This window comes from Amycolatopsis sp. NPDC005232, assembly GCF_040607795.1.
Taxonomy (GTDB): Bacteria; Actinomycetota; Actinomycetes; order Mycobacteriales; family Pseudonocardiaceae; genus Amycolatopsis.
The window spans coordinates 55,390-69,437 of the sequence record NZ_JBEXHL010000004.1 but is presented as its reverse complement, the minus strand read 5'-3'; the positions used below and the strand labels follow the sequence as shown (position 1 = coordinate 69,437).

The following is a 14,048-nucleotide window of genomic DNA, read 5'->3' as shown; positions in this document are numbered from 1 at the left end:
TACAGGTGTAGAGTCCTCTACAGACGTAGAGGAGGCGGTCATGCGACACGCGGTCGTGATCGGCGGCGGCATCGGGGGACTGTGCGCGGCGATCGGCCTGCACCGCACGGGCTGGCGAGTCACGGTGTACGAGCGCGCGCCGGAGCTCACCGGCATCGGCGCCGGGATTTCGATCTGGCCCAACGCGCAGCGGGCGCTCACAGAGCTGGGTGTCGAGGCGCCGCTGAGCCCGCAGCGCGACGGCGCCGTGCTCGACCCTCGCGGCCGGCGGCTCGCGGGCTGGGACATGAGCGCGTACGTCCGGCGCTACGGCCTGCCACTCGCCGCGATCCACAGGGCGGATCTGATCGAGGCGCTGTGCTCAGTGCTGCCGGAGTCGAGCCTGCACACCGGGGTCGAAGTGCTCTCCGCCACGCCCGACGGCGTCGTCCGCCACGCGAGCGGCTCGATCCGCGCCGACCTGGTCGTGGCCGCCGACGGCATCCGCAGCCCCGTGCGGCAGTCCCTGCACCCGCACGCCCGCCTCGCCTACAGCCGCGGCACGGCGTTCCGCGGCATCGCCGAGGTGCCGTCTCGCTTGAGCACCGCCTGGGGTCGCGGCACCGAAGTGGGGATCCTGCCCCTGCTCGACGGGCGCGTGTACTGGTGGATCGCCGAGGCCCGCCCGGAAGGCCTCCGCCACGACGACGTGCGCGCCTACCTGCTGGACACCTACGGCGACTGGCACGCCCCCGTGCGCTCCCTCATCACCGCGACGCCGGAGATCCTCCACCACGACCTGTACCACCTGGCCACGCCGCTGCCGACCTACGTCTCCGGTCGCCTCGCGCTCCTCGGCGACGCGGCCCACGCCATGCCGCCCTACCTGGGCCAGGGCGGCTGCCAGGGCATCGAGGACGCGGTAGTGCTGGCGGCTACTTTGGCTTCGACCTCCGACGTCGCCGCGGGCCTGCGCGAATACGACGCGTTGCGCCGGCCGCGGAGCCAGCGCGTCTGGCGGACGTCGATCCGGGCGGGCTCGATGGGGCCGTTGCTGCGCAACCCGGTCGGGGCCGCCGTGCGCACCGCGGTGCTGCGACTGGCCCCGCCGTCGGCGATGGCTCGGGCGGAGAGCTGGATCAACGACTGGAAGCCGCCGCCCCTGCCCCGGGCCAGCACTGCGGCCGACCACTCGTGAAATGCGTGTTCTCCTGGGCTCCACTGCTCACGGCACGGTGGCGCGGCGAACCTCTTGCTGCGCTGCCGGCCGGCGGTTGCGGGGGTGGTGAAGCGCCCCCAATGTGGCGTTCGGTGCGTTGAACGCAACCAACGCCACATTGGGTGCGCTGGACGCAACCAACGCCACATTGGGGCGATGAGAGCTTCGGCGATCAGCGACTCGGCTACTCCGCTTCTCCCCCGACCAGCCCAGCTTCGTAAGCCGTGATCGCCGCCTGGACGCGGTTGCGCGCGCCCAGGCGGGTGAGGATGGTGCTGACGTGGGCTTTGACCGTGCCTTCGACGACGAACATCCGCGAGGCGATGTCGGCGTTGGACAGGCCGGTCGCCAGGAGGGTCAGGACTTCGCGTTCGCGAGCTGTCAGTGCGGCGATGCGGTCGCGGGCCGCGGCGCCGCGGGTGAGGGCGCCGCCGGAGAGGCGGGCGATGACGCGGGACGCGACTTTCGGGGAGAGGAACGCGGCGCCGTCGGCGACGGCGTGGATGCCGGAGAGCAGTTCGCGCGGGTCGCCGGCCTTCAACAAAAACCCGCTGGCGCCGAAGCCAAGGGCGCGTTCGATGTAGGCGTCTTCGCCGAACGTCGTCAGGATGATCACCCCGACGTCCGGCAGCACGCGGCGGATCTCGGCGCCCGCGGCGAGGCCGTCGAGGACCGGCATGCGGATGTCGAGCAGCACCACGTCGGGGCGGGTGGCGAGGGCTTGGGCCACGGCTTCGCGGCCGTCGGAAGCCTCTGCGACGACCTCGATGTCCGCGTCGGCCGCCAGGATCGCCGCGACGCCCGCGCGGATCATGGCCTCGTCGTCGGCCAGCAACACCCGGATCACGGTTCGTCCTCACTGTAGAGATCCTTCGTCACGAGCCGGTCGCCCTCGAAGCAGAGCCGGATCGCGGCGTAGCGCACGTTCCACCAGCTGCGCGAAGTGCCGTAGTACTCGCACGTGCTGCCCGCGGGCTTCGGCGGCTCCCCGTACTGCGGTTTCGACAGCCGTTGCTGCGCAGGCAGCAGCGGCGCGATCGACGCGCGCGTCGCCCCGAGCCGGATCTGCTGGTAGACCCCCATCGACACCTGCGAGCCGTACCACTGCACGAGGAACGCCACCCCGCTGCCGCCGATCACCACGCCGAACAACGCCAGCGGGATCACGATCGCCTGCACCAGGCTGCGCCGCACGTCGCGCCGCGCCAGCTCCCACTCGCGCGCCGACTCGGACTGCTCGACGTCGGCGTCGGCCTCGGAAGCGGGCCCTGGAGCGGCGTCGTGCGGCAGCGTGGCCGCGACCTCGAAGCCGCCGGCCTCATCGGGCCCCGCCCGCAGCGCACCCCCGACCAGCCGGACGCGTTCGCGCAGCCCGATCAGCCCACGCTTGCCCGACGCCCCCGGCAACGGACCCGCGGGCGGCCGCGCGTTCACCACCCGGATCTCGGTGCTCGCCGGCGAGCTGAGCACCCGCACGGTCACGGCCGCGCCGGGCGCGTGCTTGGCGACGTTCGTCACCGCCTCCTGCACCACGCGATACGCCGCCCGCGCGACCATCGGCGGCGTCGCCTCGAGACTGTCCACTTGCGACTCGATCAGCAGCCCCGACGCGCGGGCCCGCTCCAGCAGCTCCCCCAAGTCACCCTGCACCGGCTCGATCGGCGCCGCGTCCTCGCGCAGCACGCCGATGATCTCGCGGAGCCGCCCTGTCGCCGTGGCGGCGTTGGCGCGCAGGTCACCGGCCGCGGCGCGCTGCGTGTCGTCGAGACCACCCGCCACTTCGAGAGCCGCGGCGCGCACGGCGATGAGGCTCAGCTCGTGACCCAGGGAATCGTGCATGTCGCTGGCGATCCGCGCCCGTTCACGCAACCGGGCCTGGTCGGCGACGAGCTGCTGACGGCTCTCCATCTCCTCCGCCCGCCGCCACCCCGCGCGCGCCAGCTCGCGCCGAAGCCGCACGTGGCGCCCCAGCAGCCACGGCGCGACCCCCGCGAACGCGAGCACCCCCAGCATCGCGCCCCACGCGCCGAACCCCGCCGAAGGCAGCACCAGCGCCACGGGCAGTCCGGCCAGCGCGATCGCCGAACACGTCAGCACGGCCACGCGCACCTGCGTCATCCGCAGGCCGGCGAGGTACCCCACGGTGACCATGAGGAAGACCTCCCACACGGCCACGCGCCCGCCCCAGCCGAACGCCACCACCACGGCCGTGGCCATCGTGAGGATCAGCGACACCGTCGGCAGCCGGCGCCACGCCGCGACCGACACCGTGGTGGCGGCCAGCCCGAAGATCAGCTCCCACGGGTTGGGGTTGTTCGAGGCGTCGATCGCGACGACGCCGGACAGGAAGACCCAGAGCAGGACGTCGAGCACCACCCGCCACCTGCGCCTGGTCACCTCCTTCATGCCGCTGACGCTACAAGGCCCGCGGCGGCGGTCACCACTGTCGAAAGTCAACCGCTGAGGCATGATGGCTCACCATGGCTGAGCGCACACTCGCCGAGCAGCTCGGCGGCCCCCTGCCCGAAGGCATCGAAGCCCTGCCCGAGGACGCGCGGCAGGACCTCGCCGCCGCGTTGCGCGACGCGCGGCACCGGCAGGCCACGGCCCTCGCCCAGGCTGGTGAGGACGGGCTGAAGTACGTACCGGCGCTCCTGCGCGGCGCCGTCCGCAAGGCGGTCGGTCTGTGAATCCGGAGATCCTCAAGCTCGCGCGAGTGCTCGACGTCGAGCCCGAACGGCTGGCCTACCTCGCCGACGTGGACGTCGCCGACCTGCAGCTGTTCCGCGAACAGGTGACGACCACGCTGTTCGACGCGAACCTCGTGGTGCTCGAACGGATGGCGCTGGCCAGCCGGCTGCTGCCCGCGCCCGTGGTCGCGAAGATCGCCGAGAAGGTGTTCGGACCACTGCTGTGCGCGCGGATCGCCGGGTTGGTGGACGTGTCTCGCGGTGTGGACGTCGCGAAGCGGCTGCCGCCGAAGTTCCTCGCTTCGGTGGCGGCGGAGCTGGACCCGCGGCGCGCGACGTCGATCATCACGCGCATCCCGCTCGACACCGTGGTCGCGGTGGCCGCGGAGCTCACGCGGCGGGAGGACTGGATCACGCTCGGCCGGTTCGTCGGGCACTTGCCGGACCCGACCGTGCGTCGCAGCCTCGCCGTGCTCGAAGACGCCGCACTGCTGCGCACCGCGTACGTGCTGGACGACAAAACGCGCATCGACCACGTGATGGGCCTGCTGCCCGAGGGCCGGCTCCCGCGGCTGATCCGCACGGCCGGCGCCGACGAATCGCTGTGGGAGCCGGCGCTCGACGTGTTGGCCAACATCGGAAAAGCTCGCCGGGAAGCGGTGTTCCCGCTTCTCGACGAGCTTCCGGACGAACTACGCGGCCGTGCTCAGGCCGCGATCAGATAAATCCCGTACGCGACCACCGCGGCGCAGACCACGAAGCACACGATGGAGCCGGTGAACTGCGCGACGCCGGAGCCGCCTTGTTCACGCGCGGTTTCGCGCGCCGAAAGCCCGCGGATGCCGTAGGCGAACAGCACCGTGAGCACCACCGCCGCGGCCAGCGCGACGATGAAGACGGTGCCGAGGGCACCCCAGTCGATGTTCATTTCCGCTCCCTCAGGCCGCGACCGGAGCGGCCTTGGCGGCTTCCGGCTCGTCGTTGACGGTGTTGGCGCTCACCGGGTTGCGGCGCGACGCGAGCCAGATGCCCAGCGCTACGAGTACTCCGAGAGCGCCGATGAGGATCGTGCCCCAGCTGCCACGGGTCGAGACCGCCGCCGCGACGGCACCGACGATGGCGGCCGCCGGCAGCGTGAGCACCCAGGCGATGACCATCTTGCCCGCGACGCCCCAGCGGACCTCCGCGAGCTTGCGGCCGAGGCCCGAGCCGATGATGCCGCCCGAAGTGACGTGGGTCGTCGACAGCGCGAAGCCGAGGTGCGACGACGCCAGGATCACGGCCGCGGAGCTGGTCTCCGCGGCGAAGCCTTGCGGCGTCTGGATCTCGGTGAGCTTCTTGCCCATGGTCTGGATGATGCGCCAGCCGCCGAGGTACGTACCGGCCGCGATCGCGAGGCCGCACGCCCCGATGACCCACAGCGGCGGGTTCGAACCCGGCGCGAGCGTGCCGCCGGCGATGAGCGCCAGCGTGATGACACCCATCGTCTTCTGCGCGTCGTTGGTGCCGTGCGCGAGCGAGACGAGGCTGGCCGAGAGGACCTGGCCGGTCTTGAAACCCTTGCCCACCACGCGTTCCTTGGCCTTCTCGGTGATGCGGTAGGTCAGGAACGTGCCGATGAGCGCCACGACCCCGGCCACGATCGGCGACGCGACCGCGGGGATCAGCACCTTCTCGACGACCTTGCCGAAGTGCACGGCGTCCGCGCCCGACGCGATCCACGTCGCGCCGATCAGACCGCCGAACAGTGCGTGCGAAGAGCTCGAGGGCAGGCCGACGAGCCACGTGACGAGATTCCAGATGATGGCGCCGACGAGCCCCGCGAAAATCACCACCGGGGTGACCTTCGTGTCGTCGACGATGCCGCCGGAAATCGTTTTCGCGACCTCGATCGACAGGAACGCCCCGACCAGGTTCAGCACGGCCGAAATGGCGACGGCGATTCTGGGCTTGAGGGCTCCCGTGGCAATGGAAGTGGCCATGGCGTTGGCCGTGTCGTGGAACCCGTTGGTGAAGTCGAAGGCGAGTGCCGCGACGATCACCACCAGGACAATGAGGGAAAAGTCCATGGGCGTTTCTCCAGCTCGGTGGTCGTGCTGTTGAGAAGTTACCCATCAACCGAGCGACGCCTAATCTCGTACGAGTGGCCTCTTGTTGAACTCTGTGTAAACGAGTGCGCGCGCGGGCAGGTCCATTTCCCGCATTCACCTGGTGATCAACGGATCGACTAGCCAGGTTGGGTGAATCCGTGTTTGCACTGTTAATTCGTTATGTCGGAATCATGCGCTTTCGGGTGGTGCCAGCCCTACCACGAATACTCCGGTGCAGCCCAGTGCTTCGGCCGCGGCCGGCTGCGACGATGGTGGTCCCACGGCGAGAGGGGTCGCCCGGATGACCGCCACAGCAAGCGTTTCCACGTCCACTGCCACTGGTGTGCACCGCCACCTCGGCTGGGCGCTCGCCGCCACCGTCGCGTCCGGCGTGCTGATCCACTTCGGGCTGGGGTTCGAACCGGTCGCCGTACTGGCGTGGCTGGCGCCGCTGCCCGTGCTTCTCCTGGCACCGCGCGCGGGCGCGTGGGTGGCGAGCACGGCGGCGTTCCTCGCCTACCTGGGCGGGAGCGCCGGCAGCTGGCACTACTTCCTGAACTCGCAGTCGGTGCCGGTGCCGGGCGCGCTCGCGATCCTGCTGGGGTCGCCGGTGCTGTTCGCGGCGACGGTGGCGCTCTTCCGCCGGCTCGTGCGGGTGGGCCGGCCGGTGCTCGCGACCGTCGCGGCGCCCGCGGTCTGGACCGCGGTGCTGTACGGCGTCTCGGTGGCCAACCCGTTCGGCGTGATGGGCACGTTCATGACCAGCCAGGGCGACCAGCCCGACGTGCTACGCCTCGCGTCGGTGCTCGGTGGGTGGGGTGTGGAGTACCTCGTACTGCTGGCGCCGGCGGCACTCGCCGCGGTGCTCGCGCCCGGCGTCCGGGCTTCGGCGCGGGTCGGCATCACCGTGGTGACGGCCGCGGCGGTCGGCGGTGTGTTGGCTTTCGGGGCGACGCCCGCTGCGGCTTCCGTGAGTCAGGTGCGCGTCGCCGTGGTGGCTCGCAGTGAGCCGGCGTGGGCGGCGGATCCGGACTCTCCTGCCGGCCGGCGCGTTCTTCAGTCCTATGTAGATGCCCTTACCGCGTTGCCCGCGGACGTCCGCATCGCCGTGCTCCCGGAAGCCGCGTTCGGCACCGACCGCGCCCGGCTGGCCGGCCTCACCGGGCCGTTGGCCGACGTCGCCCGGGCCAAGAACCTCCACGTCGTGACCGGCGCGATCGTGAAGGACCCGGGTCACGAGGCGTACAACACCGCCCTCGACGTGCCCCCGGCCGGCGCGACCGTCGAATACCACAAGTGGCGCAACGGTTTCTCGCCCGTCACGTCCGGCCACGACCTCGCCCACCTCGCCGGGCAGCCCCTCGGCCTCGAGGTCTGCATGGACGTCAACGGCCCGTCCCCCACCCGCGACTACGCCCGCACCGGCACCGGACTGGTGCTGATCCCCGCGTCCGACGAGGACGTCGACGGCTGGCAGCACAGCCGCACCGCCCTGCTCCGCGGCGTCGAGAACGGCGTGTCCGTGGCCTGGAGCGCCGCCCGAGGCAACTCGATCCTGAGCGACCCCCGCGGCCACGTCCTCGCCCAGACGCGCACCGGTCCGACCCCGATGGCCGTCGCCGTCGCCGACGTCCCTCTCGGCACGGGCGACACGCTCTACAGCCGGTTCGGCGACTGGTTCGCCTGGCTCTGCTGCCTGGCCGCCGTGGCCGGGCTCGCCTTCACCCGCGGCCGCGCCGCTCGCCCTTGAGGGCGCCGCTCGCCTTCGAGGGCAGCGACCGTGCCCCCGCTCGCACTGGCGTTCCATGATCATCACGGCCTACGGTGGGAGAGTGAACTACCAGGGCACCCGCGTCACCCGCAGTACGCACTCCCGCTCCGCGACCGTGCGAGCGCGCCGGTGAGCCAACTGCGCGAGGTGACCCTGCGGGCCGGCGACCACCAGCACACGGCACTCGCCGCGGGACCGGAGGACGGCGAACCCGTCCTGCTGCTCCACGGCTGGCCCGAGTTCGCCGACTCATGGACCGCCGAACTCCACACCCTCGGCGACGCCGGCTACCACGCCGTGGCGGTCGACCAGCGCGGCTACGCCCGTGAGGCCCGCCCGACCGGCGTCGAGCACTACTCCATCGACGCCCTCGTCGCCGACGCACTGTCCTTTGCGGACACGCTCACCACCGGCACCGCGGCCCCGAGGCGCTTCCACCTCGTCGCCCACGACTGGGGTGGCATGGTCGCCTGGGTGTTCGCCACGCGGTACCCCGAGCGGCTCAAGTCGCTCACCGTGCTGTCCACGCCGCACCCCGGCGCGCTGAAGCAGGCGGCGAAGGACGAGGAGCAGCAGAACCACGACCTCGACTACGTCCGCTTCTTCCGCGCGCCCGGCGGTGTCGCCGAGGCGTCGATGCTGGCGGACGGCGCCGCCCGCCTGCGGGCGGCCTACGCGGGCCGCGTCGCGGAGCACCAGGTCGAGCGCAACGTCGCGCGGCTCACCGAGCCGGGCGCCCTCACCGCGACGCTCAACTGGTACCGCGGCGCCACCGACGACGAGTTCACCGTCCCCGCCGGCCGCATCACGGTGCCGACGCTCTACGTGTGGGGCGCCCAGGACACCAAGCTCGGCCGCACGGCCGCCACGAACACCGCGGAGTTCGTGGACGCCGCCTACCGCTTCGAGGTCTTCGACGACGCCGGCCACTGGCTGCCGGAGGAAGCGGCCGACCGCGTCAACCCGCTCGTGCTCGCGCACCTGTCAGCGCACAGCTGAGACCTTCAACCCATCCGCTCACCCCGCCGCCACACCGCGTGTGTGAGCGGCACCCCCGGCCGGTAGGCCAGGTGCGTCGCCGAAGGCGCGTCGAGCACGTGCACGTCGGCCCGCGCGCCCGGGCGCAGGTAGCCGACGTCGTCACGCCGCAGCGCCCGCGCGCCCCCGGCTGTCGCCGACCACACGGCTTCGGCCACCGTCATCCGCATCTGCAGCACGGCCGTGGTCACGCAGAACGCCATCGACGTGGTGTACGAGCTGCCCGGGTTCGCGTTGCTGGCCAGGGCGACGGTCGCGCCCGCGTCGAGCAGCCGCCGCGCCGGCGCCAGGGATTGCCTTGTCGACAAATCGCACGCCGGCAGCAGCGTCGCCACCGTGTCCGACGCCGCCAGCGCCTCGACGTCCTCGTCACTCAGGTACGTGCAGTGGTCCACGCTCGCCGCGCCCAGCTCCACCGCGAGCCGCACCCCGGGGCCCTCGCCGAGCTGGTTGCCGTGCACCCGTAACCCCAGGCCATGTTCGGCCGCCGCCTTGAGCACCCGGGCCGACTGGGCCTCGTCGAACGCCCCCGTCTCGCAGAACACGTCGGCCCACCGCACGTGCGGCGCCACCGCGTCGAGCATCTCGCCGCACACGAGGTCCACATAGGACTCCGCGTCGGCGCCCGGCGGCACGAGGTGCGCGCCCAGGTAGGTGACCTCGTCGGCCACCGTCGCCGCGATCCGCGCCGAGCGGGCCTCGTCGGCCACGGTCAGCCCGTACCCGGTTTTCGTCTCCAGACAGGTGGTGCCCTGGCCGGCCGCTTCTTCGACGTGCCGGCGCAGGTTCGCCGCCAGCTGCTCGTCCGACGCTTCCCGCGTCGCCCCGACCGTGACAGCGATTCCTCCCGCCGTGTAAGGCTTTCCGGCCATCCGCGCCTCGAACTCGGCCGTGCGGTCACCCGCGAACACGAGGTGCGTGTGGCTGTCGACCCAGCCGGGCAGCACCGCGCGCCCCTCGACGTCCACACGCTCGTCGGCCGCCGGCGCCTGCGCGGCAGGTCCGGCCCACGCGACGGCACCGCCGTCAAGCACGAGCGCCGCGTCGTGCAACTGGCCCAGCTCGGGGTCGTTGGTGGTGAGCTCGCCGATCCCCGTGATCAGAATTGCCACAGCGCCTCGATCTCCTCGGCCAGTACGGTTTCCGGTCGCTCCATCAGCACGTGCGCACCCTCGCGCACCACCTCACGACCCGCCACCACGACGTGGCGCACGTCCGCGGACCCCGCGGCGAACACCACCCCGGACGGCTCGATCCCCGCCGTCCGCACGGAATCCAGCGCGACCGTGACCAGGTCCGCCCCGGCATCGACGCCCAGCCGACCCACCTCAGGCCACCCGACGGACGCGTGGTCGGTGCCCGCCGCCAGCAGCTCGTCTGCGTTGAACCGGCCGCGTTCCTCGCTGGCCAGGCGGTCGTCCAGCTCCAGCGCGCGGGTCTCCTCGAACGCGTCGACCACCGCGTTGCTGTCGCTGCCGACACCCAGCCGCACGCCCGCGTCGAGCAGCTGCCGCGCCGGGCCGATGCCGTCGCCGAGGTCGCGCTCGGTCGTCGGGCAGAAGCACGCGGCGGACCGCGCGTCACCCAGCCACTTCACGTCCTGGTCCGTCAGGTGCGTCGCGTGCACCGCGACCAGACGCTCACCCAGCACGCCGTGCTCCTGCAGCAACCCGGTCGGCGTCCAGCCGTACGCCGCCTCGCACTGCTCGTTCTCCGCACGCTGTTCGGACAGGTGGATGTGCAACGGCCGCTGGCCGGGCACCCCCTGGTTCACGGTCGACAAATCGTCCGCCGGCACCGCGCGCACGGAGTGGATGGCCCCGCCGACGCGGAACAACTCGTCCTCGGCCAGCGACGCCACGCGCGAAGCCCACTTCTCGGCCGAGCCGTCGGAGAACCGCTGCTGCACCTCGTCCGGCGGCACGCCGATCCCGCCCGCGAGGTAACACGTGTCCAGCAGCGTCAGCCGGATCCCCGCGTCCCGCGCGGCCTGGCGCAGCGCGTCGCCCATCGCGTTCGGCGACGCGTACGGCTTCCCGCCCGGCGCGTGGTGCAGGTAGTGGAACTCGCCGACGCTCGTGTACCCGCCGAGCACCATTTCCGCGTAGACGCCGCGCGCGAGCCGGTAGTACACGTCCGGGTCGAGGCGCGCGGCCAGCGAGTACATCCGCTCGCGCCAGGTCCAGAAGGTGCCACGCTCGTGGTGCGTCCGGCCCCGCAGCGCGCGGTGGAACGCGTGCGAGTGCCCGTTGGCGAACCCCGGCAGCGTGAGCCCGGCCAGGACGGTCCCGGACTTCGGTGCGCCCGACGTGACCGACATGATCCGCCCGTCGCGCACCACGAGCAGCACGGCTTCGGCGATCCCGTCGGGCAGCCAGGCCCGTTCGCACCAGTACGTGGTCATGCCGCCAGCCGCTCCAGCACCTCGGCCAGCGCCCGCGCGCCGGCCTCCACGTCGTCGGCCTCGGCGAACTCCTCCGGCGAGTGGCTGATGCCGGTGGGGTTGCGCACGTAGAGCATCCCGGCGGGCACGAACCCGGCCAGGATCGCCGCGTCGTGGCCCGCTCCGGTCGGCAGCTCGGGCACCTCGCCGAGCCACTCCCCCAGGTCACGCCGCAGCTTCTCGTCGAACACGACGTCGTCGGAGTACGACTCGCGCGTGACGCTCAGCGAGCAGCCCTCCGCTTCCGCCGCGGCCCGCGCCGCCTGCGAAATGTCCTCGACGAGCTCCGGCGTCACCGTGCCGGGCACGCGCGCGTCGAGCCAGAGGTCCACAGTGGACGCGATGACGTTGGTACCACCCGGCGTCGGCACGAGCCGGCCGACGGTCGCCCGCGCGTCCGCCCGCGTCTTCGCCAGCCGCCGCACGGCCACCACGGTCTCGGCCGCGGGCAGCATCGGGTCCACGCGGTCGGCGATCAGCGTCGCGCCGGCGTGGTTTCCCTGACCGGAGAACGAGAACCGCCACCGCCCGTGGGCGATCACCGTGCTGCCGACCGCTACCGCCGAACCGAGGTCGATGAGGCCGCGGCCCTGCTCCACGTGCAGCTCCAGGAACCGGCCGATGAGCCCCAGCCGCTCGGGCTCCGCGCCGATCCGGTCCACGTCGAGACCGGACTTCGCGGCCGCCTCCCACAACGTGACGCCGTCCGGGTCCCGCAGCGCTCGCGCTTTGCCGGCGTCGATCGTGCCGGTCATCAGCCGCGAGCCGAGGCAAGGCACACCGAACCGGCCGCCTTCCTCCTCGGCGAACACGACCACGGCGAACGGCTTGGCCGGCCGGAACCCCTTGGCCTGCAAAACTTCCACGGCCGCCAGCGCGCTCGTCACGCCGAGCGGACCGTCGAACGCACCGCCGCCCGGAACCGAGTCGAGGTGGCTGCCGGTCACCACGGCGTCCGGCCCCGGCGCGCCCCACCAGGCCCAGAGGTTGCCGTTGCGGTCGGTCTCGACGTCCAGGCCCAGCCGCTGCGCGCGTTCGACGAACCACGTGCGCAGGTCGTGCTCCGGCGCGTCGAACGCGTGCCGCGAGTAGCCGCCGCGCTTCACGTCGCGCCCGACGTCGGCGATCTCGCCGAGCAGCCCCGTCGTGCTCACGCGTTGTCCCGCATGGGAATCCGCACGCCGCGGTCATCGGCGACCTCGGCGGCGTGGTCGTAACCGGCGTCGACGTGGCGGATCACGCCCATGCCCGGGTCGTTCGTGAGCACGCGCTCGAGCTTCTGCGCGGCCAGCGCCGTGCCGTCAGCGACGCTGACTTGGCCCGCGTGGATCGAGCGGCCCATGCCGACGCCACCACCGTGGTGGATCGACACCCAGCTCGCGCCCGAGGCGGTGTTGACCAGCGCGTTGAGCAGCGGCCAGTCGGCGATCGCGTCGGAGCCGTCGGCCATGGCCTCGGTCTCTCGGTACGGCGACGCGACGCTGCCGGAGTCGAGGTGGTCGCGCCCGATCACCACGGGCGCCTTGAGTTCGCCGCTGGCCACCATCTCGTTGAACCGCAAGCCCGCGAGGTGACGCTCGCCGTAGCCGAGCCAGCAGATCCGCGCCGGCAGGCCCTGGAACGCCACGCGCTCGCCGGCCAGCTTGATCCAGCGGGCCAGGGACTCGTTCTCCGGGAACAGCTCCAGCATCGCCCGGTCGGTGGCCGCGATGTCCTCGGGGTCGCCCGAGAGCGCCGCCCAGCGGAACGGGCCGTTGCCCTCGCAGAACAGCGGACGGATGTAGGCGGGCACGAAGCCGGGGAAGTCGAACGCGCGCTCGCAGCCGCCGAGCTTGGCCTCGCCGCGCAGGGAGTTGCCGTAGTCGAAGACCTCGGCGCCGGCGTCGAGGAAGCCGAGCATCGCGTTCACGTGGTCGGCCATCGACTCGCGCGAGCGGTCGGTGAACTCGTCGGGCTTCTTGGCCGCGTAGTCGTGCCAGTCGTCCACGCTGACGCCCTTGGGCAGGTACGACAGCGGGTCGTGCGCGGAGGTCTGGTCGGTGACGATGTCGACCTCGACCCCGCGGCGCAGCAGCTCGGGCAGCACCTCGGCGGCGTTGCCGACCACCGCCACCGACAGCGGGCGCCGCTCCTTCTTCGCCGTGGTGACGCGCTTGATGGCGTCGTCGAGGTCGTCAGCCACCTCGTCGAGGTAGCGCGTCTCGACGCGGCGGTGCGCGCGCTGCGGGTCGCATTCGACGACGAGCGCCACGCCGTCGTTCATGGTCACCGCGAGCGGCTGCGCGCCGCCCATGCCGCCGAGGCCCGCGGTCACGGTGAGCGTGCCGCGCAAGGTGCCACCACTGTGTCCCTTCAAAGCGAGCTTCTTCGCGACGGCGGCGAACGTCTCGTAGGTGCCCTGCAGGATGCCCTGCGTGCCGATGTAGATCCACGAACCGGCCGTCATCTGGCCGTACATCGTGAGGCCCTGCTGCTCCAGGCGGCGGAACTCGGGCCAGGTCGCCCAGTCGCCCACCAGGTTCGAGTTCGCGATCAGTACGCGCGGCGCCCACTCATGCGTGCGGAACACGCCGACCGGCTTGCCCGACTGCACGAGCAGCGTCTCATCATTGTCCAAAATGGTCAGTTCACGCGTGATCGCGTCGAAGCTCGGCCAGTTGCGCGCGGCCTTGCCGGTGCCGCCGTAGACGACCAGGTCCTCTGGCCGCTCGGCGACCTCGGGATCGAGGTTGTTGTGGAACATCCGCAGCGCGGCTTCGGTCTGCCACGACTTCGCGGTGAGCTGGGTGCCGCGGGCGGCACGGACGGTGCGAGACAT

At 72.0% G+C, this 14,048-nt stretch carries 13 protein-coding genes; 5 read left to right on the top strand and 8 right to left on the bottom strand.

The annotated features are described in order from the left end of the window. Positions 1-40 precede the first annotated feature (40 nt). Complete coding sequence (locus ABZU76_RS09740; protein ID WP_354866912.1) at positions 41-1,177, top strand: FAD-dependent monooxygenase; 1,137 nt, start codon at positions 41-43, stop codon at positions 1,175-1,177. Positions 1,178-1,382: 205 nt separating this feature from the next. Here the strand turns inward: ABZU76_RS09740 and ABZU76_RS09735 are convergent, their stop codons facing one another. Together ABZU76_RS09735 and ABZU76_RS09730 are read right to left on the bottom strand one after the other, a co-directional pair. Then, positions 1,383-2,045, bottom strand: coding sequence for a response regulator transcription factor (locus ABZU76_RS09735; RefSeq protein WP_354866910.1), 663 nt, complete (start codon positions 2,043-2,045; stop codon positions 1,383-1,385). Next, the gene (locus ABZU76_RS09730; RefSeq protein WP_354866908.1) at positions 2,042-3,604 is read right to left on the bottom strand and encodes a histidine kinase; all 1,563 of its coding nucleotides are present in this window, start codon (positions 3,602-3,604) and stop codon (positions 2,042-2,044) included. Before ABZU76_RS09730 ends, ABZU76_RS09735 begins: the two co-directional genes overlap by 4 nt. A gap of 74 nt (positions 3,605-3,678) precedes the next feature. Between ABZU76_RS09730 and ABZU76_RS09725 the strand changes: the two genes are divergently transcribed. Together ABZU76_RS09725 and ABZU76_RS09720 are read left to right on the top strand one after the other, a co-directional pair. Next, a complete protein-coding gene (locus ABZU76_RS09725; protein WP_354866906.1) occupies positions 3,679-3,888 on the top strand; it encodes a hypothetical protein in 210 nt (69 codons plus the stop codon). Beyond that, positions 3,885-4,613, top strand: a complete 729-nt coding sequence (locus tag ABZU76_RS09720; protein ID WP_354866904.1) for a hypothetical protein — start codon at positions 3,885-3,887, stop codon at positions 4,611-4,613. Before ABZU76_RS09725 ends, ABZU76_RS09720 begins: the two co-directional genes overlap by 4 nt. On the opposite strand, the gene ABZU76_RS09715 is transcribed toward ABZU76_RS09720, so the two are convergent. Both ABZU76_RS09715 and ABZU76_RS09710 read right to left on the bottom strand, forming a co-directional pair. Continuing rightward, a complete protein-coding gene (locus ABZU76_RS09715) occupies positions 4,595-4,816 on the bottom strand; it encodes a hypothetical protein (RefSeq protein WP_220246592.1) in 222 nt (73 codons plus the stop codon). The two genes, ABZU76_RS09720 and ABZU76_RS09715, sit on opposite strands and share 19 nt — an antisense overlap. 10 nt (positions 4,817-4,826) lie before the next feature. Next, entirely contained in the window at positions 4,827-5,957 is a 1,131-nt protein-coding gene (locus ABZU76_RS09710) for an inorganic phosphate transporter (protein ID WP_354866901.1), read from the bottom strand. Between the two features lie 322 nt (positions 5,958-6,279). Between ABZU76_RS09710 and ABZU76_RS09705 the strand changes: the two genes are divergently transcribed. Both ABZU76_RS09705 and ABZU76_RS09700 read left to right on the top strand, forming a co-directional pair. Further along, positions 6,280-7,728, top strand: coding sequence for a nitrilase-related carbon-nitrogen hydrolase (locus tag ABZU76_RS09705; protein WP_354866899.1), 1,449 nt, complete (start codon positions 6,280-6,282; stop codon positions 7,726-7,728). A gap of 150 nt (positions 7,729-7,878) precedes the next feature. After that, on the top strand, positions 7,879-8,748 hold the full coding sequence (locus ABZU76_RS09700) for an alpha/beta hydrolase (protein WP_354866897.1): 870 nt from the start codon (positions 7,879-7,881) through the stop codon (positions 8,746-8,748). 5 nt (positions 8,749-8,753) lie between these two features. Here the strand turns inward: ABZU76_RS09700 and hutI are convergent, their stop codons facing one another. Genes hutI through hutU form a run of 4 tightly spaced genes read right to left on the bottom strand, consistent with a single transcriptional unit; the run spans position 8,754 to position 14,048 of the window. After that, the gene (gene hutI / locus ABZU76_RS09695; protein WP_354866895.1) at positions 8,754-9,899 is read right to left on the bottom strand and encodes an imidazolonepropionase; all 1,146 of its coding nucleotides are present in this window, start codon (positions 9,897-9,899) and stop codon (positions 8,754-8,756) included. After that, positions 9,887-11,191, bottom strand: coding sequence for a formimidoylglutamate deiminase (locus ABZU76_RS09690; protein WP_354866893.1), 1,305 nt, complete (start codon positions 11,189-11,191; stop codon positions 9,887-9,889). Before ABZU76_RS09690 ends, hutI begins: the two co-directional genes overlap by 13 nt. Then, positions 11,188-12,384 (bottom strand): allantoate amidohydrolase, encoded by a 1,197-nt coding sequence (locus ABZU76_RS09685; protein ID WP_354866891.1) that lies wholly within the window; start codon positions 12,382-12,384, stop codon positions 11,188-11,190. Before ABZU76_RS09685 ends, ABZU76_RS09690 begins: the two co-directional genes overlap by 4 nt. Next, positions 12,381-14,048 (bottom strand): urocanate hydratase, encoded by a 1,668-nt coding sequence (gene hutU, locus ABZU76_RS09680; protein ID WP_354866889.1) that lies wholly within the window; start codon positions 14,046-14,048, stop codon positions 12,381-12,383. Before hutU ends, ABZU76_RS09685 begins: the two co-directional genes overlap by 4 nt.

Excerpts from the sequence above, each read along its gene's own strand:
- ABZU76_RS09740 (WP_354866912.1), top strand. The coding sequence starts at position 41 with ATGCGACACGCGGTCGTGATCGGCGGCGGCATCGGGGGACTGTGCGCG.
- ABZU76_RS09730 (WP_354866908.1), bottom strand. The coding sequence starts at position 3,604 with ATGAAGGAGGTGACCAGGCGCAGGTGGCGGGTGGTGCTCGACGTCCTG.
- ABZU76_RS09725 (WP_354866906.1), top strand. The coding sequence starts at position 3,679 with ATGGCTGAGCGCACACTCGCCGAGCAGCTCGGCGGCCCCCTGCCCGAA.
- ABZU76_RS09715 (WP_220246592.1), bottom strand. The coding sequence starts at position 4,816 with ATGAACATCGACTGGGGTGCCCTCGGCACCGTCTTCATCGTCGCGCTG.
- ABZU76_RS09710 (WP_354866901.1), bottom strand. The coding sequence starts at position 5,957 with ATGGACTTTTCCCTCATTGTCCTGGTGGTGATCGTCGCGGCACTCGCC.
- ABZU76_RS09705 (WP_354866899.1), top strand. The coding sequence starts at position 6,280 with ATGACCGCCACAGCAAGCGTTTCCACGTCCACTGCCACTGGTGTGCAC.
- ABZU76_RS09690 (WP_354866893.1), bottom strand. The coding sequence starts at position 11,191 with ATGACCACGTACTGGTGCGAACGGGCCTGGCTGCCCGACGGGATCGCC.
- hutU (WP_354866889.1), bottom strand. The coding sequence starts at position 14,048 with ATGTCTCGCACCGTCCGTGCCGCCCGCGGCACCCAGCTCACCGCGAAG.